Genomic DNA, 25614 nt, shown 5'->3' with positions numbered 1-25614 from the left:
TACTGGCCGATAGGTCCCGCGGCTGCGACTTCCGTACTACCAAAAGTCGTAGACTGGGTCGTGAAGTTCGCTGGGTAGCGGAAGGCGGCGACGATGGGCTCGAGCCAGGCGGCCGCGCGGCACACAAGCGGATGGGCGCTGCTCGCCGGTTGCGTCGCCGCGCTCGGCGCCCTCACCGGCTACGCGCTGGCATCGGGAAACCGGCGCTTCGTCGCGACGGGTGACTCCTTCCCGGGGTGGGCGACCAGCGTCGCCGAGGTCCTCGGCTATTTCACCGCCACGCTGTCCGGTGCGGTGGTCATGGGCGCCCTCGCCTACATCGTGACGACGGCCCGTCCCGACGACAGTGGCCTGCTTGACCCCAAGACGTTCCGGGTCCACTGCGTCATCGAGCGGGTGTCGCTGCTGTGGGTGGGCGCGGCGGCGGCGATGATCGCGATCCAGGCGGCCGACGACTCCGGCATCGCGGTGTCCCGGCTGATCGGCACCGCGACGCTGGGTGACGCGGTCGGCGCGTCGGAGATGGCGCGGGGCTGGGTCGCGGTCACCGTCTTCTCCGGCGTGGTCGCGGTGTCGCTGCGGCTCACCGTGCGCTGGGTCTGGCACGCCGTTCTGCTGATCCCGTCGCTGATCGGGGTGATCGCCGTTCCCGTCACCGGCAACGCCGGCCAGGGGCCCAACCACGACTACGCGACCAGTTCGGTGATCGTCTTCGCGGTCGCGGTCGCCGTGCTGACCGGGATGAAGGTCAGCGCGGCCCTGGCGCCGCCCGACGAACAGCTGCAGCGACGGGTCCTGCTGATCGAAACGCTCAGCGGCGCCGTCGCGCTGCTCTACGGCGCGCAGCTGCTCTGGCTGATGGTGGTCCCGACGCCGTTGACCGGCACCGACTACGGGCGGCTGGGAATCGCCGCCGGCTTGGCGCTGGCGCTCGTCTGGCTCGGCGACCTGGTCACGCTCCTCAGGTCGCGCTCCGGTCACACCGCCTGGAGCACCGGGGCGGCGGCGGTGAGCGCGCTGGTCGGCGTCGCGGCGGTGGCGGCGATCTCGGCCATGGCGATCCAGACCGCGCCGGCGCTGCTGGCGCACCGATTCACCGCGTGGGACGTCTTCCTGGGCTACGAGCTTCCCCACCCACCGACGGCGCTGCGGTTGCTGACGGTGTGGCGCTTCGACACGCTGATCGGCACTGCGGCGCTCGTGCTGGCCGCGCTCTACGTCGCCGGGGTAGTGCGCCTGCGCCGGCGCGGCGACGCCTGGCCGCCCGGCCGGACCGCCTCGTGGGTGACCGGCTGCCTGGCGCTGCTGTTCGTCACGGGATCGGGTGTTCGGGCCTACGGCTCGGCGATGTTCAGCATCCACATGGTCGAGCACATGGCGCTCAACATGTTCGTCCCGGTGTTCCTCGTGTTGGGGGCACCGGTCACCCTCGCGTTGCGGGCGCTCCCGGCGGCAGGCGCCGGCCGCCCCCCGGGCCCACGAGAATGGCTGGTGTGGCTGGTGCACTCACCGGTGACGAGATTCATCTCGCACCCGGTGACCGCCTTCGTGCTCTTCGTCGGCTCCTTGTACGCCGTCTACTTCACGCCGATCTTCGACACACTGGTGCGCTACCACTGGGGCCACGAGTTCATGAGCGTCCACTTCCTGATCACCGGATACCTGTTCTTCTGGGGCATCATCGGCGTCGATCCGGGTCCGCGCCGGCTACCGTTCATCGGCCGCCTGGGAGTGCTGTTCGCGGTGATGCCGTTTCACGCGTTCTTCGGTATCGCGCTGATGACGATGACGTCGACCGTCGGCGGCAGCTTCTACTCGGATGTCCACCTGCCGTGGCTGTCCAGCATCATCGCCGACCAACACATGGGCGGCGCGATCGCCTGGGGCTCCAGCGAACTGCCCATTCTCGTGGTGATCATCGCGCTGGTAACGCAATGGGCGCAGCAGGACCGTCGCGACGCGTCGCGCACCGATCGCCACGCCGCGGCCGCTTACGACGACGACCTCGACGCCTACAACGCGATGCTCAAGGAGCTGTCGCGGACCCGGCACTGACGGCTGAGGCCGCGGCTTCGCCGGACGCGCCGACGTTGCGCAGCCGCAGGCTGTTGGACACCACGAAAAACGACGAGAACGCCATCGCCGCTCCCGCGATAAGCGGGTTGAGCAGGCCCGCCGCGGCGATCGGTATCGCGGCGATGTTGTACCCGAACGCCCACACCATGTTGATCCTGATGGTGCGCAGCGTCGCCCGCGCGAGATCGAGCGCCTGCGGGACGATGTCGAGGCTGTCGCGGACCAGGATGATGTCGGCGGCCCCGATCGCCACGTCGGTGCCGCGTCCGATGGCCAGCCCCAGGTCTGCGGATGCCAGGGCGGGCCCGTCGTTGATGCCGTCGCCGACCATCGCGACGACCCGGCCGCGGTCCCGCAATTGGTGGATGACGTCGACCTTGCCCTCGGGCAGCACCTCGGCGATCACCTCGTCGATGCCGACCTGCGCCGCCACCGCTCCCGCGGCGGCGGCGTTGTCACCGGTCAGCAGCACCGTGCGCAGCCCACGCTGATGCAGCGCCGCGACCGCGCCGGCCGCGGACTCCTTGACGCCGTCGGCCACCGCGATCGACGCGCAAACCGCCTCGTCGACGGAGACGAAGACCACCGTCTCGCCCCGTCTTTCGCCGTCCCGGCGGGCCCTTTCGACTGCGACGGGGACGGGAAGCCGGCGTGACACCCAGGCGGGGCGGCCGACCGCGACGCGGTGTTCCCCGACCGTCCCGGTGACTCCCCTGCCCGCGATTGCCGAGAAGTCGGCGACCGGCGGGCGATCGTCGGTCGCCGCCACGATCGCCGTCGCGACGGCATGCTCGGACGCGGCCTCGACGGCGGCCGCCAGGGCGAGCACAGCGCCGGGCTCCCATCCGTCCGCGGCGACGATCTCGGTCACCGCGAGCCGGCCGGTCGTCAGCGTCCCGGTCTTGTCGAACACCACGGTGTCGACGGCGCGAATGGTTTCCAGCGCCCGGTAGCCCTTCAGGAAGATGCCCAGCTGGGCGCCGCGTCCGGAGGCCACCATCATCGCCGTCGGTGTGGCCAGTCCCAGCGCGCACGGGCAGGCGATCACCAGCACCGCCAGCGCGACCGAGAACGCGCGGTCGGGCCCGGCGCCCCCGAGCAGCCAGCCCGCCGCCGCCAGCAGCGCGATGGCGAAGACCACGGGGACGAAAACCGCGGCGATGCGGTCGGCCAGCCGTTGTGCGTCGGCTTTCTGCGCCTGCGCCTCCTCGACCAGGCGGACCATTCCCGCGAACTGGGTGTCGGCGCCGACCGCGGCCGCCTCGACGATCAGCCGGCCGTCGCACACGACCGTGCCGCCGATCACGCTGGCACCCGGGTGTGCGCGTACCGGTTTGGCCTCCCCGGTCATCGCGCTCATGTCGATCGCCGCGGCACCGTCCACCACCAGGCCGTCGGCGGCGATCGTCTCACCCGGCCGGACGACGAAGCGCTGCTGCTCTTTGAGCTCGTCGGCGGGGATCACCATCTCACTGCCGTCGCGCAGCAGGACGGTGACGTTCTTGGCGCTGAGGGCGGCCAGCGCGCGCAGTGCGCTGCCGGCCCTCGATTTGGCGCGTGCTTCGAAATACCGCCCGGCGAGCACGAACACCGTGACGCCGGCGGCCACTTCCAGGTAGATGGCGTCGCTGGCAAGCACCGCCTGCCACACCCCGTGGACCTCGCGGTGCCGGCTGGTGCCGAAAATGGTGCACAAGGACCACACCGTGGCCGCGGTGACACCCACCGAAATCAGCGTTTCCATGGAGGTGGTGTGGTGCCTGGCGTTGCGCAGCGCGACCCGGTGGAACGGCCAGGCCGCCCAGGTCACGATCGGGGCGGCGAGCGCGGTCAGCACCCATGCCCATCCCGGGAAGCGCATGCCGGGCACGACGGCGAACACCACCGACAGGTCCGCGAGCGGCATGAACAGGACCGCGGCGACCAGGAGCCGCCGCAGCAGGCTGCGGGCATGCAGCTCGTCGGGATCGACCCGGTCGACCGCCCGGTGCTCCCGCGGCGCCGCCTCGTATCCGGCCCGGCGCACCACCTCGCACAGATCCTCGGTGACGACCGCCTCGGGGGCGTCGATGGTGGCGACCCGGGTCGCGAAATTCACCGACGCCTGCACGCCGTCGACCTTGTTGAGCTTGTTCTCCACCCGGGCGGCGCACGCGGCGCACGACATCCCCGACACGTCCAACTCGATCCGGCGAGCCTGCGGCGCGTCGGAACCAGCCGCAACGATCAGCGTCATGGCCCTCCTCGCTCTGCCCTACTACAGCTAGTCGCCGCACCAGCGTCGTGAGTTCCCGAGCGGGGAGAATTCACCGCTCTCACCTGACCAAGCTACCCGGCTGACGCCGCCGGCGGCGCCGCCCGATGGCCTCGCAACCCGCATGGACCTTCCCGGCGCGGGCAACGGCGCTTCGATGACCTAATGTGGTTCGGCGTGGGCGAGCGCGGCGACGACGACAAGGTCACTTGTCTGGCGCTGGCGGCCGGACGGGGCGATTCCGCCGCCCTCGAACAGTTCGTCCGGGCTACCGAGCGCGACGTCTGGCGGGTCGTGGCGTTCCTGGCCGATCCCGGCAGCGCCGACGACCTCACCCAGGAGACGTTCCTGCGCGCGCTGCGGTCACTGCCGAGTTTCAGCGGCCGGTCGTCGGCGCGGACCTGGCTGCTGTCCATCGCCCGTCGCGTCGTCATCGACCAGATCCGGCACAACCAGAGGCGACCGCGCACCAGCTCCACCGTCGACCTGGAGAGTCTGCTGGACAGCCACTCCGGGTCGGCCCGCTTCGAGGACATGGTCGAGATCAGGATGCTGCTGGACGGCTTGGACGCCGATCGCCGTGACGTCCTGGTTCTGACGCAGATCCTGGGACTGTCCTACGCGGAGGCCGCCGAGGTCTGCGGCTGTCCGGTCGGCACCATCCGCTCCCGTGTCGCGCGCGCCCGCGAAGACCTGCTCGACGCCGCCCGCCGCGACGACCAGGCGGGCTGATCGCGCAACGGCGGGGGGAACCCGGCCGCGCGGCGGTGCGACCATTGGACATGCCTACCAGTAGCCACAGCCACCTCGAGGCGATGCTGGGCAAGATCGGTCGCCGTGTGCTCGAGGACGTCTGGCTCAGCCGGCGCGTGCGCGCCGTCGCGGGCGTGGCGGTGGCCGTGCTGGCCGCCGCCACCGTCCTCGGTTGCCTGAGCATGGCCGCCACGCAAGCCCGTACCAGCTGGCTTTCCTGCGTTGCGACATCCCTTTTCGGTCTCACGGCCTCGATATCGTCGCTCGCGGTGTGCCGTCCGCGGTTCCGGTGGTGCTGCACGGCGGCCTACATCAGCGTCGTCGCCTCCATCGCCGGGTTGGGCATGGTGTGGTGGCACCGCACCGCACCGCCGGGATCCTCCGGGGGGGTCTCCGCATGGATGGTGGCCGGGGTGCTCTCCACGCTTGTCCTGAGCCTGACGTGGCTAACCGTGATCCTCACGCCCTGGGAGCGCTCGCAGCCGGACATGCGGGTGGCCGCCGAGGCGCGAATCGGCCCGCGCGACGGCTAGCCCGTTGCCGGACAACCGAATTCGACCACGCTCACCCGCGCCAGGAGCCGGGTGAGCCAGGGCCCTTCCACCGGACTCCGCGGGCCGCGGCCGCCTCAGCCTCCCGCCGGCGGCGGGGCGGCTTCGACGTCGACCAGTTCGGACAGGCCGCTCACCGAAAGGATGGACAGCAGGACCGGGTTGGCGATCAGATCGATGTCGTCGGCCCGGGCGAACAAGGCGTTGATGGCGGCGCTGTCCAGGTACTCGACGGCGCTGAGGTCGACGGTGAATTTGCCGCCGCCGCTGCCGGCCTCGGTGCTGGCGGCGCTGAGCGCCTGGCTGAACGCATCGATGTTGCTCAGATCGATCTCCCCCACCGCGATCAGCGAGAGCTTCCCGTCATCGCGGCGCGCGGTGTCCAGGGTGAGCGACGTCGGCATCAGGTGATCCTCACGGATAGGTGGACGGTGGTTCCGGCCGTGCCGGGTTTGATGGTCACGTCTTGCATCAGCCCGCGCATGAGTTCGATACCCCGGCCGCGATGGGGGTCGGCCTCCGGTTGCGGGGTCTTCCAGCAGCCGGTGTCGGTGATGGTCAACTGCACCTGGTCGACGAGTGCGGTCGCGGCCAGGCTGATGGTGCCCTGGGGGGTGTGGCGGTGACCATGCTCGATGGCGTTGGAGACGGCTTCCCCGGCGGCGACCAGAACGTTCATTGCCTGGTCGGCGTCCACCTGGACCCGGCCCAGCCAGCTGCGCAACGCGGTGCGGGTGGAGGCGAGATTGCTTGCCTCGGCGGCAAATTCAAGCTCCAGCGGAGCCGGATGTCGGTACAGCAGGAGGGCGACGTCGTCCTGGTAGCCGCCGGTCGGCGCGAGACCCGACATGATCTGGTTCGCCAGATCGTCCAGCGCCAGGACGCGGCCGTCCTGAACGAAGGCGGCGGCGCGGGCGATGCCGTGTTCCAGCCCGTAGCGGCGGCGTTCGACCAGACCGTCGGTGTAGAGCAGCAGCGTGGCGCGCGCGGGGATGGTGACGAGGGCCTCCGGGCGCGACCAGTCGCGTCGGATCCCCAGTGCAATGGTGTGGCCGCCCTCGAGCATCCGGGTGGTGCCGTCGGCGTTCACCAGGATGGGCGGCGGATGCCCGGCGCTGGAGTACACCAACTCGCCGGTGCCGGTGTCGAGCACCGCGCAGACGGCGGTGGTGCACTGGGCGCCGGGCAGCCGCGCTGCGAACCGGTCCATGCCCACCAGAGCGGCCCCGGGGCTCGGGTTTTCGAACAGCAGAGCGCGGCAGGCGCTGCGCATCTGCCCCATCACGGTGGCGGCGGCGAGGCCGTGCCCGACGCAGTCGCCGACGATCAGCGCGATGCGCCCGTCGTCCAGATCCACGATGTCGTACCAGTCGCCGCCCACCTGCAGTGGGCGGCTGGCGGCCTGATATCGCACCGTGAACCCGTGCGGAAGATCGGCAGGGCCCAGGATCGCGTGTTGCAGCGCCAGCGCGGTTTCGCGCTGCTGGTCGACCTGGTGCACCCGCTGCAGCCCCTGGCCGAGACGGCCCGCGAGCACGGTGAGCAAGGTCTGATCCTCCAGCGTGAACGGCCGCTGCGCCACCAGTTCCATCCAGACGACGAGCACCCCGTCCGGGTGCTGTAGTGCGATACCCGCCGTTCCCGGCAGAGATGCGTTGGGGGCGAGCAGATCTCCGTCGCGCAACGACTCGAGCACCGCTCGGGTTTCCGACGGCAGGTCGTCCCACTGCGCGGGCTCGCCGACCGACACCACGTGCGGAGCACCGAAAGCGATTCCCGTTGGGGCATTGCGGGCCGGGAAGGTGACGGCCAGAACGCGGCGCGCCCGCCACAGCCGGCGCAGCTCCTGGGCCGCGGCGTGCACCGCGTCGTCGACGGTGTCCGCCTGGGCGAGCTCCTGATTGAGCGCGTGCTCGCGGCCCGCCGCCAGCGCCAACGCGATGGCGGCGTGCCGGGCGAAGTCACTGACTAGTTCGAGGTAGTCGTTGCCGAAGGGCGGCTGGTGCGGGTGGCGCGCTACGGCGATCACGCCCAGGACCCTGCTGTCGGCGATCAGCGGCATGACGATCGCCGAACGTTCACCGACGTCGGTAAACCCCTCGATCGGATACTGGAAGGAATCGGTGATCACAGGTTGACCGCGACGCGCGACGCCGCCGGTGGTGGAGCCGTCCATCGGTACCTGCTGACCGATCACCTGCGAGGCGTACCGGCCCGCCGTCGCGGACACGACCAGGGTGTCGACGTCGTCGGCGGGCAGGTCGGGTTCCCTGAGAACCAGCAGAATCGCCTGCTCGGCGTCGGCCAGTTCCAGCGCCCGGTTCACGATGAGCTGTAGCGGGCCCGTTTGCGGGTCGCCGGACAGCAGCGCCGTGGTGATCTCGCGGCTGGCTTTCGTCCATTTCCCCGTTTCGCGTTCCCGCTCGAAGAGCCGCGCATTGTCGATGGCGGCGGCCGCCGCCGTGGCCAACGCTCGCACGGCCGCCTGTTGGGTGTCCGAGAACGCCCGCCCGGGCCGGTCGTCGGCCAGATAGAGGCTGCCGAAGTCGGCGGCCCGGACAGTGATCGGTATGCCCAGGACCGCCCGCAGCTGCGGGTAGTGTCCGCGCAGCCCGCCGGCCTGCGGGTGAGTGCTCAGGTCGTCGACACGCAGGCCCCCGTCGACCGGCAGGTCGCCGAGCCGGCGCGCAGTTCCTTCGTCGATTCCCTCGTGGACGAACAAGGTCAGGGCGCCGTCGGAAGCGCGGATTCCCAGCGCCGCGAACCGGGCACCGGTCAGCTCCATCGCCCCGTGCACGATTCGGTGCAATGTGACGTCGAGGTCCAAGTCGGAACCGATCTCGACGATGACGCGCACCAGCTGCTCCATCTGGTCGCGAGCCGCGGTCAGGTCGTCGAGCTGTTCGTGCACGGGCCCACCCGGCTCGCGCCGGCCCTGCCAGGTAAACGCGGCTTCACCCCCCTCATTGGCCATGCAGACAAACCTAACCCTCGGTTTGCGGCATCCTTCCGTTCGGGGTCGGCCCAGCTCGCCCGGTACGGCCGGGGATCGCCGTCAGGATGTACTGAAGAAACGTTCGGCGTGGATCTGCTCCCGCGGCACCCCGGCCGCGGTGAGGGCGGTGTAGGCGGCCTCGCTCAGCGGCGGGGGCCCGCACACATAGACGTCGGGGCTTTCGTCGAGCACCCCCACCTCGGCCGCTGCGAGGTCGACCGGGTTGCCCGTCGCGCCGAACTTCTCGGCACGCCGAGCGGCTGAGGCCCGCGGGGGCTACTTCGCCGGGTCGTCACCCCGGCCGTCGGCGGGCACACCGGCTTCGGTGGCGGCTTCCTCAAACGACTCGGTGACGTTGGTGTCCGCGGCGACGTTGGTGTCCGCGGCGGGCCGATCGTCCGCGGCTTCCTCCGGATAGTCGACGTATGCGCCCTCATGGTCGGCGGCGGACTCTTCGCCCGGTTCTTCCTCGCCCGCGCCACGCTGCTGACGTTCACGCAGCGCGTCGATGATCAACAGCACCACGCCCAGGACGCTGGCGCCAATGCACACCCACGCCACCAACTCGTTGCTGGTGACGACCGCGAACACCAACGCAACCAGACCTATTACGGCCAACACCAGCGCGATGATCAGCATCGGGTCATCCTCCAGCCGACGACGGAACGTTCAGGTCCAGGCCGGCTTCAGGACGCCGACCGCGAGGGTCCGCTAGTTGTTGCCCCGGTTGAATTGGTCGAACCCGCCCGCGTCGGCGCTGGAGTCCACGGGTGCCGCGGATCCGCGCTGGCCGAGCTCCTCGAGCTGAGATTCCAGGTAGGTCTTGAGCCGGGTGCGGTACTCGCGCTCGAAGGTGCGCAGCTGTTCCAGGCGGCCTTCGAGCACCGTGCGCTGCTGGTTGATGGTCCCCATGATCTCGGAGTGCTTGCGCTCGGCGTCGGCCTGCAGGGCGTCGGCCTTCTCCTGGGCCTGGCGCAGCTGCGCCTCCGAGCGGGTCTGGGCGTCGGACAGCATCGCCTCGGCGCGCTGCCGGGCGTCAGCCACGGTGGTCTCGGCGGTGTTGCGAGCCTCGGTGAGGATCTGGTCGGCGTTGGCGCGGGCATCGGCGAGCATTTTCTCGGATTCGGCCTTGGCCGTGCTGGTGAGCCGGTCGGCGGTGTCCTGCGCGAGGGCCAGCACCCGGGCGGCCTTCATGGCCTGCTCCTCGTTGCTGCCCGACGGCTCCGCGGGCGCAGCGGCCACGACGGGCGCCGGCTTGGCCGACTCGGGTTCGGGCTCGACGACGGGAATCGCCTGCGTGGCCTGGGCGGCGACCGCGCCCCCGGCACCCCCGCCGGAGGCCAGCTCCTGGTCTAGTTCCTCGATCCGCTGGCGCAGGTCGGAATTCTCTTCGATGAGCCGCGTCAACTCGGCTTCCACGAGGTCAAGGAAGGCGTCGACCTCGTCTTCGTTGTAGCCCCGCTTGCCGATGGGTGGCTTACTGAACGCCACATTGTGGACGTCGGCTGGTGTAAGCGGCATTGTTTCGTCCCCTCAAGTTCCTGTCAAACGTTCCAGAAAGTGTAGAACGGAGTGCTAGCCGTCGTGCAACTGCCGTCCATCCTGTCACACCAGACCCGAACGTTGCCGATTAGGCCAATAAATAAGCACGGATTTCAGACATCGAGCCAATAAAATCCCAATCCTCGGAAATTTGAAATCGCGCGAGCGAAACCGAGGCTGAAACGTGGCCGAACCGTCTTCCTAGCGGTGCCGGAGTTTGCGGCAGAGCTCACGCCGCGGCGCCGAACGCCAACTGCATGCCGATGAAGGCGACGAGCAGCAGCACCATGATGGACAGGTCGAAGCGCACCGCGCCGATGGTCAGTTGCGGGATCAGCCGGCGCAACAGTTTCACCGGCGGATCTGTGATCGACATGATGATCTCCAGGATCACCACGGTGACGCCGGTGGGATGCCAGTCACGACTGAACGAACGGATGAACTCGACGACCACCCGGGCGATCAGCAGCAGCCAGAAAATGAACAGTGCAAACCCAAGAATCTGAAAGAACAGAACCAACGAAGACCCGACCTTAACCGATGAGATGTCAAGCGCCGCACGCTAGGCGGTCATTGTCAGCGTACCGACCGCGGACGCGGGCACACATCTCAGCCGGGTCCGGCCCGCTTGGTTGGGGACACCCGAGCCCTGCGGTGCCGCGCAGCGGGGCCCTACTGGTAGGCGTAGAAGCCGGTCTCGGCGATCCGGCGGCGCTCCTCCGGCGTCACGTCGACGTCGGCGGGCGACAGCAGGAACACCTTGGTCGCGACCTTGTCGAACGAACCGCGCAGCGCGAAGGCCAGGCCGGCCGCGAAGTCGACCAGCCGTTTGGCGTCGGCGTTGTCCATCGAGACCAGGTCCATGATCACCGGGGTGCCGTCGCGGAACCGCTCGCCGATGGTCCGGGCCTCGCTGTAGTCCTTGGGCCGCAGCGTCGTGATCTTCGACATCGGACTGCCCTCGTCGAACAGCATCGCCATCCGGCGCGGGTCCATCGCCAGCGCGCCGCGGGTGGAGTTGCGCAGCCACGACCCGAAGCGTTGTTGCCGGGGCATGTCGGGCCGCTCGAACTCGCGGGGGTGGACCGAACCGTAGCGGGGCTCCTCGGCGTAGCCACCGCGGTACCCGGGCGGGGCATAGTCGGCCGGCTCGCTGCGCGGGTCCCGGAGATCCCGGTGGTCCTCGTAGTCGCGCCCCTCGTAGCGGCCGTACCCCTGAAAACTCTCGTCGAAGCGCGGGCGGGGGAAACCGCGGGAGGGCGCACGGTCGTCGTAGTACTCGTCGTCGTAGTCCTCCATCGGGGCCATCCCGAAATAGGCCTTGACCTTGTGCAGTGTGCTCATCGTGTTGACCCCTTCTAGCCCTGGGAAGGTTCTCGCAGTGGTGTTGTCTGTGATGAAGATGTGACTACAGTGACTACTCACGGTGACGGTAGCGGCCGCGGGCCCAATAGCGCGGTACCGACACGCACACAGGTCGAACCGTGTTTGACGGCGATTTCGAAGTCCGCGGACATGCCGGCCGACAGCCCGACCGCCTCGGGGTGCGACTGCAGCACCCGCCGGTGTTCGGCCTGGAGCCGGTCGAAGGCGCGCTCGGGGTCCCCGGTCAGCGGCGGGACGGCCATCAGCCCGACCAGTTCCAGGGCCGGGGCGCCGGCGACCTGAGCGCACACCTCGTCCACCGCGCCGGGCGCCCCCACGTCGACGCCGCCGCGGGACACGTCGCCGTCGAGGCTGACCTGGACGTAGACGCGCAGCGGATGCTGCCGACGACCATCGGACAGCGCCTTGGCCACGGCCTTGTCGAGGGCGGTCACCAGCCGCGAGCTGTCGATCGAATGCGCGGTGTGCGCCCACCGGGCCACCGACCGGGCCTTGTTGCGCTGGATGTGGCCCACCATGTGCCAGTTGACGGGCGGCAACTCGGTGCGCGGCGCGGCGCCCGCCAGCCGGGCAAGTTCGGCCACCTTGGCCGCGGCCTCCTGCTCCCGTGACTCGCCGACGGCCCGGCAACCCAGGCGGGCCAAGATGGCCACGTCGGTGGCGGGGAAGAACTTGGTGATCGGGAGAAGTTCGATCTCGGCGACGTTGCGGCCCGCCGCTTCCGCCGCCGCGGCCAGTCGCGACCGCACGGCCGCCAGGGCGTGCGTCAATTCGGCCTCGCGGTCGCCGTCGGGCATATCCCCCGTCACCGCGGTCACTCCATCCACACCAGCGACGCCAGGCGGCCCGTCGGCGCGCCCCGGCGGTGGCTGAACAGCGTCGGGTCCGCCACCGTGCAGCGGGGGTCGATGTCGATCGAGGTGACGCCCAGATCCGTCAACTGGCGGGCGATCCCGGCGCGCAGGTCAAGCCCGGGCGTCCCGGCCGAGGTGGTGGTGCGGCTGCCCGGCAGGGCGTCCTCGACCTCGTCGGCCATCGCGGCGGGCACCTCGTAGTTGGCGCCGCTGACCGCCGGGCCGAGCAGCGCCGAGATGTCGGCGACCTGCGCGCCCAGGCGCTGCATGGCCTCCACCGCGCGGTTCACGACGCCCCGCTGGGCGCCGACCCGGCCGGCGTGCACGGCCGCGACCACCCCGGCGCGCGCGTCGGCCAGCAGCACCGGCACGCAGTCGGCCGTCACCACCGCCAGCGCCAGCCGCGGCGTGCCGGTCACCAGCGCGTCGGTGTCGCCGACCGCGCCCGCGCGCGGGCCCTCGACCACCTCGACGCGGTCCCCGTGCACCTGGTCCATCCACACCACCCGGTCGGCGCCGAGGCCGGTGGCGGCGGCGAGCCGGCTCCGGTTTGCCGCGACGGCCGCCGGGTCGTCGCCGACGTGGTCGCCGAGGTTGAAGGTGTCGAACGGCGGCTTCGACACGCCGCCCGCGCGGGTCGTCGTCACTCGCCGGATCCGAAGGCGCACCCCACCAGTATCCGGAAAACGTTGGCGGCCAAGCGGCCCCGACATCATTGTCTGAGTAGGTCGGGACCGCATTGTGACCTCCACGGCCTCAGCGGCGCATGAAAGGCGGCACGTCGACATCGTCGTCGTCACCGCCGATGTTCAGCGTCGCCCCGTTGGTGTGCAGCGGCACGCTGACGGCGTCGACCGGCTCGAACAGCGTCGAGCTGAGCTTGCCCGCCTTCGCCGACTCGATCCGGTGCGCCCCACCGCCGCTGCCGGCCGCCACGCTGCCCTCGGCGGCGTCGCCCACGACCGGCCTGCGGCCCGGGCCCTGCGCGTCGAAGCCCGCAGCGATGACGGTCACGCGCACCTCGTCGCCGAGGGAGTCGTCGATGACGGTGCCGAAGATGATGTTGGCGTCCTGATGGGCGGCGTCCTGCACCAGCGAGGCCGCCTCGTTGATCTCGAACAGGCCCAGGTCGCTGCCCCCGGCGATCGACATCAGCACGCCCTGGGCGCCCTCCATCGACGCCTCCAGCAGCGGAGAGTTGATGGCGATCTCGGCGGCCTTGAGCGACCGGCCCTCGCCGCGCGCCGACCCGATGCCCATCAGCGCGGTGCCCGCGCCGGACATGATGCCCTTGACGTCGGCGAAGTCGACGTTGATCAGGCCCGGCGTGGTGATCAGGTCGGTGATGCCCTGTACGCCGTTGAGCAGCACCTCGTCGGCGCTGCGGAATGCGTCCATCAGCGAGACGGCGGCGTCGCCCATCTGCAGCAGCCGGTCGTTGGGGATCACGATGAGCGTGTCGCAGCTCTCGCGCAGCGCGGTGATGCCGTTCTCGGCCTGGTTGCTGCGCCGCTTGCCCTCGAACGAGAACGGCCGGGTGACCACGCCGACGGTCAGCGCGCCCAGCTTGCGGGCGATGCTGGCGACGACGGGCGCGCCGCCGGTGCCGGTCCCGCCCCCCTCGCCAGCGGTGACGAACACCATGTCCGCCCCGCGCAGCAGCTCTTCGATCTCGTCCTTGGCGTCCTCGGCGGCCTTGCGGCCGACCTCCGGGTCGGCACCGGCGCCGAGCCCGCGCGTCGAGTCGCGACCCACGTCGAGCTTGACGTCGGCATCGCTCATCAACAGCGCCTGGGCGTCGGTGTTGATCGCGATGAACTCCACGCCCTTGAGTCCCTGTTCGATCATCCGGTTGACGGCGTTGACACCGCCGCCACCGATACCCACGACCTTGATGACGGCGAGGTAGTTGTGTGGGGGGGTCATCATTCGTTTTCCTCCCTGATGGGCTGGTGTCCCGGTTGGGGGTCTCACTGTGAGCTTCTCCGGATGGTGGCGGAAACCCTCCTGGGCAAACCCTCAACCTCTACCTCAGGCTTAGAGTTATGTCAGGTAGTTCCGCGCAAACAGAACGGTATGGGCAGCGCACCCGCTAACCCCGCAGGCGCGCCGACACGCGACACGGTTTTTTTCGCCCTCGCCGCGGCGCTACTTGACGGTCGGCAGGTCCGGGCTGGACACGTCGTAGGTCCGCCCGGGCTGGGTCAGCAGCGCGGCCAGCTTCTCGGCCTTCTCCCCGGTGCGGTCGGTGGCCCCCCAGATCACCACCCGGCCGTCGTTCATCGTCAGCGTGATCGAGGACACCGAGGGCGCCGCGACGCGGCTCACCTGGGCGACCACGTCGGGGCTCAGCGCGGTCAGCACCTGCAGCGCGGCCTTGGTCGCCGGGTCGCTCGGCCCGGGGTCGGCAACGTCGAGGTAGGGCAGCGCCGGTGGCGGCGGCGCGGTCGCGAAGTCGACGCCGTCGCGGTCGAACAGGTGCGGGCCGTCCGGGAAGTCCACCACGACCACCGGAACCCGCTCGACGATCGTGATCCGCAGCGCGGAAGGGTACTGCCGCTGCACGCGCGCGCTGGCCACCCGTCGGATCGTGGCCACCCGGTCGGCGACCTGCTTGGTGTTGATCTGCAGCAGCGGCGTCCCGGGCCGCACCCGGGCCACGTCCAGGACCTCTTCGCGGGTCACCGCCCCGGTCCCGCTGACCACGATGTCGCGGGCCGACATCGCCGGCGTGAAGTACAGGACCAGTCCCAGCCCGATCCCGACGAGCACCAGAACCACCGTGGCCAGCAGCATCTTCAGGCCCCGGACCACGCCGCGGGCCACGGGCTTGGGCTCGGCGGCCACGCGCCCGCCGGCCCGGCGCTTGGCCTCGCGGCGCGCCTCCTCGATAGCCATGGCGCGCGCCTGCGCGGCGCGGCGCTCGGCCCGTTCCCGGCGGGCCCGCCGCCGCGGGCCCTCGAAGTCGGCCTGCCCGGCCTCGGGCGCCGCCTCCTCGCCGCCGTCGGTAGGTGGTTCGGTGACGATCGCGCCGGTGTCGTCGGTGCCCTCGGCGGACTCAGGGGTCCCGGCGGGCGCGGAGGTCGCAGGGGAATCCGGCGCGGGGCCGGCCTCCTCTCCCACCACGTCGGTCGGCGCGGCCCCGGTCGGCTCGGGGTTCGGCTGGCTCATCGCGCCATCCCCGGCCGCCCGGGTGCGGTGCGGTTGGCCCGCACCCGCAGCGCGGTGACGATCTCGGGCCCCAGCAGGGTCACGTCGCCCGCGCCCATCGTGACGATGACGTCGCCGGGACCGGCGGCCGCGGCCACCTCTGCGGCAACCGCGGAGAAGTCGGGCAGGTAGCGCACCGGCACGCTGACGTGTCCGGCGACGCTGGCGCCGCTGACACCGGCGAGCGGTTGCTCGCGCGCGCCGTAGACGTCGAGGACGAACACCTCATCGGCGGCGTCCAGCGCACGGCCGAATTCGGCAGCGAAAGCCTTTGTGCGCGAATACAAATGCGGCTGGAACACCACGATGCAGCGGCCCTCGCCGGTCTGGTCGAGCAGCGTGCGCACCGCCGCCAGCGTGGCGCTGATCTCCGTCGGGTGGTGGGCGTAGTCGTCGAAGACCCGCACCGGCGCAAGGCCGTCTCCGAAGGTGCCGACCAGTTCGAAGCGGCGGCGCACCCCCTCGAAGCCGGCCAGCCCGTCGAGCACCTCGTGGGCGGCCGCGCCGACTGGGTCGCCGCCAGCAGCGCGCCCAGCGCGTTGAGCGCCATGTGCCGGCCGGCCACCGACAGCCGCATCACCCGCGGATGCGGCTCGCCGGCCAGTTGAATGTGGGCGACCGCCTCGGTGCCCTGTTGCACCCAGTCCAACAGCGTGCCGGCCAGGCTCTCACCCGCCGACCCGTAGCGCAGCACGCGGACACCCAGTTCCGCGCTGCGCTCGGCCAGCGCGGCGGCGCCGGGATCGTCGATGCAGACCACCAGCGCTCCCCCGGGCGCCAAGCGCTCCACGAAGGAATCGAACACCCCGGCGTAGGCGTCGGCGCTGCCGTAGAAGTCCAGGTGATCGGTTTCGACGTTGGTCACCACCGCGACGTCAGGCCGGTACTCCAGCAGCGAACCGTCGCTCTCGTCGGCCTCGGCGACGAAGCAGTCGCCGCTGCCATGGTGGGCGTTGGTTCCGGCCTCGCCGAGTTCCCCGCCGACCGCGAAGGACGGGTCGCGCCCGCAGTGCTGCAGGGCCACGATCAGCATCGACGTCGTGGTCGTCTTGCCGTGCGTGCCGGTGACCATCAACGTGGTGCGCCCGTCCATCAACCGGGCCAGCACGGCCGGCCGCAGCAGCACCGGGATACCGCGGCGCCGGGCCTCGACGAGCTCGGGGTTGGTCTTGGGGATCGCGGCGTAGGTGGTGATGACGGCGGTGGGACCGCCCGGCAGCAGGTCCAGCGACGAGGCGTCGTGCCCGACGCGGACCAGCGCGCCCCGGGCCCGCAGCGCGTGCACCCCGCGCGACTCCTTGGCATCCGACCCGGACACCAGCGCTCCGCGGTCCAGCAGGATGCGGGCGATGCCCGACATTCCGGCACCCCCGATGCCGACCATGTGCACCCGCGCCAGCTCGGGCGGCAGCTGTGCGGCGTTCATCGACGCCCCCCGGCCGCCACCGCCCGTCGCGCTATGTCCAGCGCCGCCTGGGCCACCCGACGCGCCGCGTCGGGATGGCCCACCCGCGCGGCGGCGGCCGTCATCGCCGCCAACCGCTGCGGGTCGTTGAGGAGCCCGGCCACCCGCTGGGCGACGAGGTCCGGGGTCAGGGCGGCGTCGGCCACCACCATGCCGCCGCCGGCGTCGACCACCGGCAGCGCGTTGAGCCGCTGCTCGCCGTTGCCGATCGGCAGCGGCACGTAGATGGCGGGCAGGCCGACGGCCGAGACCTCGGCGACCGTCATCGCCCCCGACCGGCAGATGACCAGGTCCGCGGCGGCATACGCCAGATCCATGCGGTCCAGGTAGGGCACCGCCACATAGGGCGGGTCGCCCGGCGCGGGATGCCGGAGCTCGAGGGTGTTCTTGGGTCCGTGCGCGTGCAGCACGGACACGCCCGCGGCGGCCAGCTCGGCCGCGGCCCCGGACACGGCCCGGTTGAGGGACGCGGCACCCTGGGAGCCGCCGAACACCAGCAGCACCCGCGCGTCGCCGGCGAAGCCGAAGTGCGCGCGCGCCTCGGCCCGCAGCGCCGCGCGGTCCAGCGTGGTGATGGCAGCCCGCACCGGCACGCCGACGACCTCGGCGCGCGCCAGCCCGCAGTCGGGCACCGCCGAGAGCACCCGGTCGGCGGAGCGGGCACCGACCCGGTTGGCCAGCCCGGCCCGCGCGTTGGCTTCGTGGATCACCACCGGGACGCGGCGGCTCGCGCGCCCGGGGCCGGGGGTACCGCGCGCGGCGAGGTAGGCCGGCAGGGCGACGTACCCGCCGAAGCCGACCACGACGTCGGCGCCCACCCCGTCGAGCACCGCGCGGGCCTCGCGGACGGCGCGCCACACCCGCGACGGCAGCCGCGCCAGGTCACCGCTGGGCTTGCGCGGCAACGGCACCGGCGTGATCAGCTCGAGGCGGTACCCGCGCTCGGGCACCAGCCGGGTCTCGAGGCCGCGCGCGGTGCCCAACGCGGTGATCCGGACCTGCGGATCGAGCGCGGCCAGCGCGTCGGCCACGGCCATCGCGGGTTCCACGTGCCCCGCGGTCCCGCCGCCGGCGAGCACGACCGACAAGGCACCGGCGGGCGGGGGGCTCGCCCCCGGCCCGCCGGCCGACCTCTCGACGGTGTCGTTCACCCGTAACGCTGACCTTCCAGTGCGCGTGTGCGCCGCGGTTGGCGCTGACCGGCGTAACGCTGGCCTGATCCATGATGCCTGGCCCGCCCGCGGGCGGCGCCCCCAGATCGCCGGGCCGGCCGGGCGGCCGGCCGCAGCGGCGCCTCGGCGTCGCGGCCGCTCGTGCGCACCTGGGCCTTCGCCGCCCCCGGACGACCGCCCTTGCGGTCGCGGAACGACTCCAAACGGGTCGGCGCGTAGGGCGCCGGCAGCGGCAGCCGCAGCAACCGGTTGACCTTGTCGTCGCGCCCGGCCCGCAGCGCGGCCACCGCCTCCGGCTCGTGACGGGCCGCGTTGGCCATGATCCCTATCATGAAAAGCGTTGCGGCCGTTGATGTTCCCCCCGCCGAAATCAACGGCAGCTGGATGCCGGTGACCGGCAGGATCCCGATCACGTAGCCGATGTTGATGAACGCCTGACCCAGCACCCACATGGTCGTGGCGGCGGTCAGCAGCCGCAGGAACGGATCGGCCGACCGGCGCGCGATCCGCATACCGGTGTAGGCGAACAGCCCGAAGAGCACCAGCAGCCCGAAGGCGCCGATGAATCCGAGTTCCTCGCCGACGATCGCGAAGATGAAGTCGTTGTGCGCGTTGGGCAGGTAGTTCCACTTGGCCACGCCCTGGCCCAGCCCGTCACCGAAGATGCCGCCGTGAGCCAGCGCGAACTTCGCCTGCCGGGCCTGGTAACCGGTGTCCTGGGGGTCGCTCTCGGGGTTGATCCAGGACCGCACCCGCTCCGAGCGGTAACCGGCCGACATCGCCAGGACCGCGCCCGCGGCGAAGACCGCCAGCAGCGAGGTGCCGAACACGCGGAGCGGCAGCCCGCCGTACCACAGCAGGGCCAGCAGGATGATGCCCAGCGACACCGTCTGCCCGAGGTCGGGCTGGGCCACGATCAGCGCCAGCGAGATGACCGCGGCGGGCACCAGTGGGATCAGCATCTCCCGCAGCGACGCCCGCTCCACCCGACGGGCCGCCAGCAGGTGCGCGCCCCAGATGGCCAGCGCGATCTTCGCGAGTTCGGACGGCTGCATCGACAGCCCGCCGATCACGAACCACTTGCGGGATCCGTTGGCCAGGTGGCCGATTCCGGGCACCAGCACCAGCACCAGCAGAATGACCGTGACCACGTAGCCGGTGAAGGCGACGCGGCGCAGGAACCGCACCGACATCCGCATCGCCACGTAGGCCCCGCCGACCCCGGTGACCGTCCACAGCACCTGCTTGCCGAAGATGACCCACGCCGACCCGTCGGAGTCGTAGGACCGCACACCCGAGGCCGACAGCACCATGATGAGGCCGAGGGTCGTCAGCAGCCCGGCCACGGCGATGATCAGGTGGAACGACGTCATCGGCCGGTTCAGCCAGGCGCCGAAGCGGTGTCGCGGCCCACTCTTTTGGGCCGCGACCGGGGCCTTCGACCCCTTGGCGGGCTCGGCGGCGTCCCCCGTCGCCCGGCCCGTCTCCTGGCCGGTCGCCTCGGCCGCGTCGGGCTCGGCCGCGTCGGTCTTCTCGCCCCGGCCCAGCAGCCGGGTCAGCGCGTTGTCCACACCCGCCTACCGGACGGCCGCGCGCACGGCGGCCGCGAAGGCCTCGCCACGGTCGGCGTAGCCGCTGAACTGGTCGAATGAGGCGCCGGCGGGCGCCAGCAGCACCGTGTCGCCCGGCCTGGCCAGGTCGCGGGCCGCGGCCACCGCGGCCGTCATGACGCGAACACCGAGATCCCCGCCCGTGCGTTTCACTTCTGCCACATCTATCTCAGAAATCACAGCAGTCGCATCCATACCCGCATCCTCGCCTGTCGCAACCTGGACGACGGGGACATCCGGCGCGTGTCGCGATAACGCCTCTGCAACCTTCTCGCGGTCGCGGCCGATGAGCACCGCTCCGACCAGCCGGGACGCCATCCTGGCGACCTCCGCGTCGACCGACGCGCCCTTCAGCAAACCGCCGGCCACCCAGACCACCCGCGGGTAGGCCAGCACGGACGCCTCGGCGGCGTGCGGGTTGGTGGCCTTGGAGTCGTCGACGTAGGTGATGCCGTCGGCGACGGCGACGACCTCGGCCCGGTGCCGGCCGGGCCGGAACGAGGCGAGGGCCGCCCCGATCGCCTCGGGGGCCACCCCGACCGAGCGGGCCAGCGCGGCCGCGGCCAGGGCGTCGAGCACCCCCACGGGGCCCGGCACCTCGATCGAGTCGACGTCCCCCAGCTCCAGGTCCTCGGCAAAGGCCCGGTCGACGAGCCGGCCGCCGCGCACGCCGAGCTCGCCGGGGGCAGGCTCGCCCAGCCGGAAGCCGGTCCGCACCGGCGCGGCCGCGGTGTCCAGCAACGCGGCGGCCCGGGCGTCGTCGAGCCCGACCACGGCCACCCGGCCGTCGAGCACCCGGGCCTTGTCGGCGGTGTACTCGGCCATCGAGGAGTGCCAGTCCAGGTGGTCCTCCGCGATGTTGAGCACGACGCCGGCCTCGGGCCGCAGCGACGGCGCCCAGTGCAGCTGGAAGCTGGACAGCTCGACGGCCAGCAGGTCGGCGGGCTCGTCGAGAACGTCGAGCACCGGGCTGCCGATGTTGCCGCACAACAGGGCGCGGCGGCCCCCGGCGGTCAGCATGGCGTGCAGCATCGACGTCGTCGTCGTCTTGCCGTTGGTGCCGGTCACGACGAGCCAGCGGCGCGGCGGCCCGTAGTGGCCCGCGGCGTCGAGCCGCCACGCCAGCTCGACGTCACCCCAGATCGGCACTCCCGCAGCCGCCGCGGCGGCCGGCACCGCCGACCCGGGCGCAAAGCCGGGGCTGGTCACCACCAGCGCGTAGTCGGCGATGCGTTGTGCGGCCGCCGTCGTGGAGGCGGTCGCCACCCCCCGCTCGGCGTACCCGTGCAGCGTGGCCGGGTCGTCGTCGCACAGTGTCACCGCCGCGCCGAACCGGGACAGGGCCGCCAGCGCCGCCCTGCCCGTCACCCCGCCGCCGGCCACCAGGACGGGCGCACCCGGCGCCAGCGGGTCCATCGCTTTTTCGATGCCGCTCATCAGGCGCCGATCGTGGCCAGCCACTCGCCGTAGAACAGGGCCACGCCCAGGCCGCAGGTGATCGCGGTCAGCAGCCAGAAGCGGATGATCACCGTGGTCTCGGCCCAGCCGGCCAACTCGAAATGATGGTGGAAGGGCGCCATCCGGAACACCCGGCGCCCGGTGGTGCGAAACGCCAGGATCTGCAGCACGACGGAGCTGACCTCGGCCACGAACAGCGCACCCAGCACGACGGCGAGGACCTCGGTGCGGCTGGTGACCGAGAGCCCCGCGATGATGCCGCCCAGCGCCAGCGACCCGGTGTCTCCCATGAAGATCTTGGCGGGCGCGGCGTTCCACCACAGGAAGCCGATGCACGCGCCGGCGGTGGCGGCGGCCACGATCGCCAGGTCCAGCGGGTCGCGGACGTTGTAGCAGGCCAGGCCCGGCGCGGTGACGCAGGCGTTGCGATATTGCCAGAACGTGATCAACACGTAGGCGGCGGTGACCATCGCCATGCTGCCGGCGGCCAGCCCGTCCAGGCCGTCGGTGAAGTTGACCGCGTTGGACCAGGCGCTGACCACGATCACGCAGAACAGCACGAACAGCGCCGGCGCCAGGGTGACGGTCGCGATCTCGCGGACGTAGGACAGGTTCGGGCTGGCCGGGGTCAGGCCGCTGGCGTTGCGGAACTGCAGCACCAGCACCCCGAACAGCACCGCGGCGGCGATCTGCCCGAGCATCTTGGCGGTCTTGTTCAGCCCGAGGTTGCGTGACCTGCGGATCTTGATCAGGTCGTCGAGGAAGCCGACGCCGCCCAGCGCCGTGGCCAGCCCGAGCACCAGCAGGCCCGAGGCGGACACCCCTTCCCCGTCGAACGCCAGGCCGGCGAGGTGCGTGCCCAGGTAACCCGCCCAGATGCCGGCGACGATCGCCACCCCGCCCATCGACGGCGTGCCGCTCTTGGTGTGGTGGCTGGGCGGCCCGTCCTCGCGGGCCTGGTGGCCGAACCCCTGCTTGGTGAACAGCCGGATGAGCGCCGGGGTCAACAGGATGGACACCGTCAGCGCGACCGCGACGGCGACAAGGATCTGCCTCACGGGCGGGCCTCGCCGAAGGGCCCGTCCGCTGGCGCCTCCCGGGCCAGGGCGTCGGCCAGCGCGCCCAGCCCCGCGGCGTTGGACGCCTTGACCAGGACGACGTCACCGGGCCGCACCTCGGCCCGCAGCAGGGCCAGGGCGGCGTCGCCGTCGGGGACGCTGACCGCTTCGGTGCCCCAGGAACCTTCCGTGACCGCTCCGTGGTGCATGGCGCTCATCGACCTCCCATTTCCCACGACGACGAGTCGAGACACATCTAAGCGCACAGCGAGCCTGCCGATGCGATCATGCTCGGTTATCGCGTCCTCGCCGAGCTCGGCCATCTCCCCCAGCACCGCCCAACTCCTGCGCTGCTCGGCGGGACCGACCCCGCCGCCGCGGGCGATCCAGGCAAGCGCCTGCAGCCCGGCCCGCATCGAGTCGGGGTTGGCGTTGTAGGCGTCGTCGATCACGGTGACCCCGTCGGCGCGGGTGGTGACCTGCATCCGGTGCCGCGACACCGGCCCCGCGTGCGCGAGCGCCTCGGCCACCTGTTCAGCGGTGGCACCGCATTCCAGCGCGACCGCGGCGGCGCACAGCGCGTTGGTGACCTGGTGCTCGCCGTAGACGCCGAGGTGGATCTCGGCTTCGGCGCCGCGCGCGTGCAGGGTGAAGCGCGGCCGGGCCAGCTCGTCCAGCGCGACGCCGTCGGCCCACACGTCGCCCGGCCCGGCGCGGCTCACCCGGACCACCCGGGCCGCGGTCACCCCCGCCATCGCCGCCACCGCCGGGTCATCGGCGTTGAGGACGACCACACCGTTCGACGGAATAGCTTGCGGCAGTTCGGATTTCGTTCGAGCGATGGCGTCCCGGGAACCGAACTCGCCCAGGTGCGCGGTGCCCACGTTGAGGACCACGCCGATCGCCGGCGGGGCGATCTCGGCCAGCGCGGCGATGTTGCCGGGGTGTCGCGCCGACATCTCGAGCACCAGGAAGTCGGTGCGCCGGGTGGCGCGCAGCACCGTCCACGGATGACCGAGTTCGTTGTTGAACGACCCGGGCGGGGCGACCACCTCGCCCAGCGGCGCCAGCGCGGCGGCCACCAGGTCCTTCGTCGAGGTCTTGCCCGACGACCCGGTGATCCCGACGATCGTCAGCCCGCCGGCCACCAGCTCGTCGGCCACCGCCCGCGCCAGCTTGGCCAGCGCGCCCAGCACGGCCGCACCCGACCCGTCGGCGTCGTGCTCGAGCACCCCCGAGGCGCCGAAGCCCGTTGCTGGCCCGTCTTGTCGGGGCTCGACCACGATGGCGGGGACGCCGACCGGGCGGGCCGCCAGCACCGCGACCGCTCCCGCGGCCACCGCCGCGCCCGCGTGGTCGTGCCCGTCGGAGCGGGCGCCGGGCAACGCCAGAAACAGCCCGCCGGGGCCGACTTTGCGGGAGTCGAACTCGACGGTGCCGGTGACCCGCAGCTGCGCGGCGTCCCGCGGCGAGATGTCGGCCAGTGTGCCGCCGACGATCTCGGCGACCCGGGCGACGGTCAGATCGATCATGGCCGCGTCCCCGGCGCTTCCAACGCGGCGGCCAGTTCCACCCGGTCGTCGAACGGGCGGGTCTGCCCGGCGCCGCGTTGCCCGGTCTCGTGTCCCTTGCCGGCGATCAGCACGACGTCGCCACCGCGTGCCCACGCGACGGCGTGGCGGATCGCCGCGCGCCGGTCGGCGATCTCGACAACCTCGGCGGCGCCGCGAGCCGTGCCGGCCAGGATCTCGCGACGGATCGCCGCGGGGTCCTCGCCGCGCGGGTTGTCGTCGGTGACGACGACCAGATCGGCCAGTTCGGCGGCGATCTCGCCCATCGGGGCACGCTTGCCCGGATCCCGCTCCCCGCCGGCACCGAACACCACCGCCAGCCGGCCACCGGGCCGCCGGAGGCTGGCCAGCACGGCCCGCAGCGCGCCGGGCTTGTGGGCGTAGTCGACGAGCGCGAGGAAGTCCTGGCCGCGGTCGACCTGTTCCATCCGCCCGGGCACCCTGGTCTCGAGCAGGCCGGGGGCAGCCTGCTCCGGCGACACCCCGACCGCGTCCAGGATCGCCAGCGCGACAAGGCAATTGGCGACGTTGTAGCGACCCGGTAACCGGATGCCCACGCCGTGGTGCACGCCGGCGGGATCCGTCGCGGTGAACTGCTGCCCCCCGGCGCCCAGCGGCGCCACCGCCGAGGCGCGCCAGAGGGCGGGTCGGCCTTCGGCGCTGACGGTGACCGCATCGCCGGCGCGCTCGGCCATCGCGCGCCCGGCCTCGTCGTCGATGCACACCACCACGCGGCGCGCGCGCAGCGGCGAGGCCGGGTCGAACAGCAGCGCCTTGGCCTCGAAGTAGTCGGCCATGGACGGGTGGAAGTCGAGGTGGTCGCGCGACAGGTTGGTGAACCCGCCCACCGCGAATCCGGTGCCGTCCACCCGGCCCAACGTGAGCGCGTGGCTGGACACCTCCATGACCACCGCGTCCACGCCGCGTTCGGCCATCACGGCGAGCATGGCCTGCAGGGCGGGGGCTTCCGGGGTGGTCAGCGCGCTGGGGACGTCGGCGCCGTCCACCCGGATGCCCACGGTGCCGATCAGCCCGGCGACGCGCCCGGCGGCGCGCAGACCGGATTCGACCAGGTAGGTAGTGGTGGTCTTGCCCGAGGTGCCGGTGATCCCGACCACCGTCAGCCGCTCGGAGGGCCTTCCGTACACCGTGGCGGCCAGGGCGCCCAGCACGCGGCGGGGATCGGGGTGCACGAGGACCGGCACGGTCGCGGTTCCGGCGATCTCGGCCACCCCGGCGGCATCGGTGAGCACCGCGACGGCACCGCGGCCGATCGCCTCGCCGGCATACCGGGCGCCGTGGGTGGCGGTGCCGGGCAGCGCGGCGAACAGGTCGCCGGGCAGCACGTCCTGGGCACGCAGGGTCACGCCGGTGACCGGCACGTCGGGGGCGGTGGCACCGTCGGCCGGGACCGCGCCGGCCTGGGCCGCCAGCGCCGAGAGCGGCACGCCGGAGACGGCGCTGGGACGCAGCGCACCCGGCACCGACACCATTCACCACCTCCGTCAGCCATGATCGGCCATGACACCCTACCGAGGAGTGGCGGGCAAGGAGGTCCTCCCGCGCCCGGGCAGGCGCGTCAACGACCCTCACGTCGGCCGGCGGCATCCCCCGCGAGGGTGCGCAGTTGTACGCCCGCTGCGGCGTGTCGCCGTGCAG

The 25614-nt window shown here is 71.8% G+C and carries 20 protein-coding genes and 2 pseudogenes; 3 read left to right on the top strand and 19 right to left on the bottom strand.

Annotation, left to right across the window (positions count from 1 at the left end; genetic code table 11):
* Nucleotides 1-93: 93 nt before the first annotated feature.
* Entirely contained in the window at nt 94-2055 is a 1962-nt protein-coding gene (locus AB8998_RS13060; RefSeq protein ID WP_369738327.1) for a cytochrome c oxidase assembly protein, read from the top strand.
* Here AB8998_RS13060 and AB8998_RS13055 read toward each other — a convergent pair.
* A complete protein-coding gene (locus AB8998_RS13055; RefSeq protein ID WP_369738326.1) occupies nt 2027-4312 on the bottom strand; it encodes a heavy metal translocating P-type ATPase in 2286 nt (761 codons plus the stop codon). The two genes, AB8998_RS13060 and AB8998_RS13055, sit on opposite strands and share 29 nt — an antisense overlap.
* 183 nt (nt 4313-4495) lie before the next feature.
* On the opposite strand from AB8998_RS13055, the gene sigC reads away from it, so the two are divergent.
* Nucleotides 4496-5062: an RNA polymerase sigma factor SigC gene (gene sigC, locus AB8998_RS13050; protein ID WP_369738325.1), complete on the top strand. Its 567-nt coding sequence runs from the start codon at nt 4496-4498 to the stop codon at nt 5060-5062.
* A 50-nt stretch (nt 5063-5112) separates the two neighbouring features.
* Nucleotides 5113-5616 (top strand): hypothetical protein, encoded by a 504-nt coding sequence (locus tag AB8998_RS13045; RefSeq protein ID WP_369738324.1) that lies wholly within the window; start codon nt 5113-5115, stop codon nt 5614-5616.
* Between the two features lie 95 nt (nt 5617-5711).
* Here the strand turns inward: AB8998_RS13045 and AB8998_RS13040 are convergent, their stop codons facing one another.
* From AB8998_RS13040 to AB8998_RS12955, 18 genes and pseudogenes are all read right to left on the bottom strand, one after another.
* Entirely contained in the window at nt 5712-6038 is a 327-nt protein-coding gene (locus AB8998_RS13040) for an STAS domain-containing protein (protein ID WP_369738323.1), read from the bottom strand.
* The gene (locus tag AB8998_RS13035; protein WP_369738322.1) at nt 6038-8608 is read right to left on the bottom strand and encodes a SpoIIE family protein phosphatase; all 2571 of its coding nucleotides are present in this window, start codon (nt 8606-8608) and stop codon (nt 6038-6040) included. The genes AB8998_RS13040 and AB8998_RS13035 overlap by 1 nt, the downstream gene beginning before the upstream one ends.
* An 81-nt stretch (nt 8609-8689) precedes the next feature.
* Nucleotides 8690-8821, bottom strand: a complete 132-nt coding sequence (locus AB8998_RS13030) for a hypothetical protein (RefSeq protein ID WP_369738321.1) — start codon at nt 8819-8821, stop codon at nt 8690-8692.
* Nucleotides 8822-8905: 84 nt separating this feature from the next.
* The gene (locus AB8998_RS13025; RefSeq protein ID WP_369738320.1) at nt 8906-9268 is read right to left on the bottom strand and encodes a hypothetical protein; all 363 of its coding nucleotides are present in this window, start codon (nt 9266-9268) and stop codon (nt 8906-8908) included.
* 72 nt (nt 9269-9340) lie between these two features.
* Nucleotides 9341-10150, bottom strand: coding sequence for a DivIVA-like cell division protein Wag31 (wag31, locus tag AB8998_RS13020; protein ID WP_369738319.1), 810 nt, complete (start codon nt 10148-10150; stop codon nt 9341-9343).
* A 250-nt stretch (nt 10151-10400) separates the two neighbouring features.
* Nucleotides 10401-10691: a YggT family protein gene (locus AB8998_RS13015; RefSeq protein ID WP_067900480.1), complete on the bottom strand. Its 291-nt coding sequence runs from the start codon at nt 10689-10691 to the stop codon at nt 10401-10403.
* A gap of 152 nt (nt 10692-10843) precedes the next feature.
* Nucleotides 10844-11515: a cell division protein SepF gene (locus tag AB8998_RS13010; protein WP_369738318.1), complete on the bottom strand. Its 672-nt coding sequence runs from the start codon at nt 11513-11515 to the stop codon at nt 10844-10846.
* 77 nt (nt 11516-11592) lie between these two features.
* A complete protein-coding gene (locus tag AB8998_RS13005) occupies nt 11593-12354 on the bottom strand; it encodes a YggS family pyridoxal phosphate-dependent enzyme (RefSeq protein ID WP_369741554.1) in 762 nt (253 codons plus the stop codon).
* A gap of 17 nt (nt 12355-12371) precedes the next feature.
* Complete coding sequence (gene pgeF, locus AB8998_RS13000) at nt 12372-13079, bottom strand: peptidoglycan editing factor PgeF (protein ID WP_369738317.1); 708 nt, start codon at nt 13077-13079, stop codon at nt 12372-12374.
* Nucleotides 13080-13167: 88 nt separating this feature from the next.
* The gene (ftsZ, locus tag AB8998_RS12995; protein ID WP_369741553.1) at nt 13168-14337 is read right to left on the bottom strand and encodes a cell division protein FtsZ; all 1170 of its coding nucleotides are present in this window, start codon (nt 14335-14337) and stop codon (nt 13168-13170) included.
* Nucleotides 14338-14559: 222 nt separating this feature from the next.
* A complete protein-coding gene (ftsQ, locus tag AB8998_RS12990) occupies nt 14560-15582 on the bottom strand; it encodes a cell division protein FtsQ (protein WP_369738316.1) in 1023 nt (340 codons plus the stop codon).
* A pseudogene (murC, locus tag AB8998_RS12985) lies at nt 15579-17047 on the bottom strand (UDP-N-acetylmuramate--L-alanine ligase). The gene ftsQ and the pseudogene murC overlap by 4 nt, the downstream one beginning before the upstream one ends.
* Nucleotides 17048-18237: pseudogene (murG, locus tag AB8998_RS12980) on the bottom strand (undecaprenyldiphospho-muramoylpentapeptide beta-N-acetylglucosaminyltransferase); the annotation flags it as partial.
* Nucleotides 18234-19829 (bottom strand): putative lipid II flippase FtsW, encoded by a 1596-nt coding sequence (gene ftsW, locus AB8998_RS12975; protein WP_369738315.1) that lies wholly within the window; start codon nt 19827-19829, stop codon nt 18234-18236. The pseudogene murG and the gene ftsW, both read right to left, overlap by 4 nt.
* A gap of 6 nt (nt 19830-19835) precedes the next feature.
* The gene (gene murD, locus AB8998_RS12970; RefSeq protein WP_369738314.1) at nt 19836-21305 is read right to left on the bottom strand and encodes a UDP-N-acetylmuramoyl-L-alanine--D-glutamate ligase; all 1470 of its coding nucleotides are present in this window, start codon (nt 21303-21305) and stop codon (nt 19836-19838) included.
* Nucleotides 21305-22384, bottom strand: coding sequence for a phospho-N-acetylmuramoyl-pentapeptide-transferase (gene mraY / locus AB8998_RS12965; protein ID WP_369738313.1), 1080 nt, complete (start codon nt 22382-22384; stop codon nt 21305-21307). The genes murD and mraY overlap by 1 nt, the downstream gene beginning before the upstream one ends.
* A complete protein-coding gene (locus AB8998_RS12960; protein ID WP_369738312.1) occupies nt 22381-23916 on the bottom strand; it encodes a UDP-N-acetylmuramoyl-tripeptide--D-alanyl-D-alanine ligase in 1536 nt (511 codons plus the stop codon). The genes mraY and AB8998_RS12960 overlap by 4 nt, the downstream gene beginning before the upstream one ends.
* Nucleotides 23913-25448: a UDP-N-acetylmuramoyl-L-alanyl-D-glutamate--2,6-diaminopimelate ligase gene (locus AB8998_RS12955; RefSeq protein WP_369738311.1), complete on the bottom strand. Its 1536-nt coding sequence runs from the start codon at nt 25446-25448 to the stop codon at nt 23913-23915. Before AB8998_RS12955 ends, AB8998_RS12960 begins: the two co-directional genes overlap by 4 nt.
* Nucleotides 25449-25614: the final 166 nt, after the last annotated feature.

It is taken from the genome of Mycobacterium sp. HUMS_12744610, assembly GCF_041206865.1.
GTDB classification, from domain to species: Bacteria; Actinomycetota; Actinomycetes; order Mycobacteriales; family Mycobacteriaceae; genus Mycobacterium; species Mycobacterium servetii.
The sequence above is the reverse complement of the archived record's forward strand: the minus strand, read 5'-3'. Positions and strand labels throughout refer to the sequence as shown.

What these genes read in the sequence shown, in the direction of transcription:
- AB8998_RS13060 (WP_369738327.1), top strand. Translation starts at nt 94, where the DNA reads ATGGGCTCGAGCCAGGCGGCCGCGCGGCACACAAGCGGATGGGCGCTG.
- AB8998_RS13055 (WP_369738326.1), bottom strand. Translation starts at nt 4,312, where the DNA reads ATGACGCTGATCGTTGCGGCTGGTTCCGACGCGCCGCAGGCTCGCCGG.
- sigC (WP_369738325.1), top strand. Translation starts at nt 4,496, where the DNA reads ATGTGGTTCGGCGTGGGCGAGCGCGGCGACGACGACAAGGTCACTTGT.
- AB8998_RS13045 (WP_369738324.1), top strand. Translation starts at nt 5,113, where the DNA reads ATGCCTACCAGTAGCCACAGCCACCTCGAGGCGATGCTGGGCAAGATC.
- AB8998_RS13040 (WP_369738323.1), bottom strand. Translation starts at nt 6,038, where the DNA reads ATGCCGACGTCGCTCACCCTGGACACCGCGCGCCGCGATGACGGGAAG.
- AB8998_RS13035 (WP_369738322.1), bottom strand. Translation starts at nt 8,608, where the DNA reads ATGGCCAATGAGGGGGGTGAAGCCGCGTTTACCTGGCAGGGCCGGCGC.
- AB8998_RS13025 (WP_369738320.1), bottom strand. Translation starts at nt 9,268, where the DNA reads ATGCTGATCATCGCGCTGGTGTTGGCCGTAATAGGTCTGGTTGCGTTG.
- wag31 (WP_369738319.1), bottom strand. Translation starts at nt 10,150, where the DNA reads ATGCCGCTTACACCAGCCGACGTCCACAATGTGGCGTTCAGTAAGCCA.
- AB8998_RS13010 (WP_369738318.1), bottom strand. Translation starts at nt 11,515, where the DNA reads ATGAGCACACTGCACAAGGTCAAGGCCTATTTCGGGATGGCCCCGATG.
- AB8998_RS13005 (WP_369741554.1), bottom strand. Translation starts at nt 12,354, where the DNA reads ATGCCCGACGGCGACCGCGAGGCCGAATTGACGCACGCCCTGGCGGCC.
- ftsZ (WP_369741553.1), bottom strand. Translation starts at nt 14,337, where the DNA reads ATGACCCCCCCACACAACTACCTCGCCGTCATCAAGGTCGTGGGTATC.
- ftsQ (WP_369738316.1), bottom strand. Translation starts at nt 15,582, where the DNA reads ATGAGCCAGCCGAACCCCGAGCCGACCGGGGCCGCGCCGACCGACGTG.
- murD (WP_369738314.1), bottom strand. Translation starts at nt 21,305, where the DNA reads ATGAGCGGCATCGAAAAAGCGATGGACCCGCTGGCGCCGGGTGCGCCC.
- AB8998_RS12960 (WP_369738312.1), bottom strand. Translation starts at nt 23,916, where the DNA reads ATGATCGATCTGACCGTCGCCCGGGTCGCCGAGATCGTCGGCGGCACA.
- AB8998_RS12955 (WP_369738311.1), bottom strand. Translation starts at nt 25,448, where the DNA reads ATGGTGTCGGTGCCGGGTGCGCTGCGTCCCAGCGCCGTCTCCGGCGTG.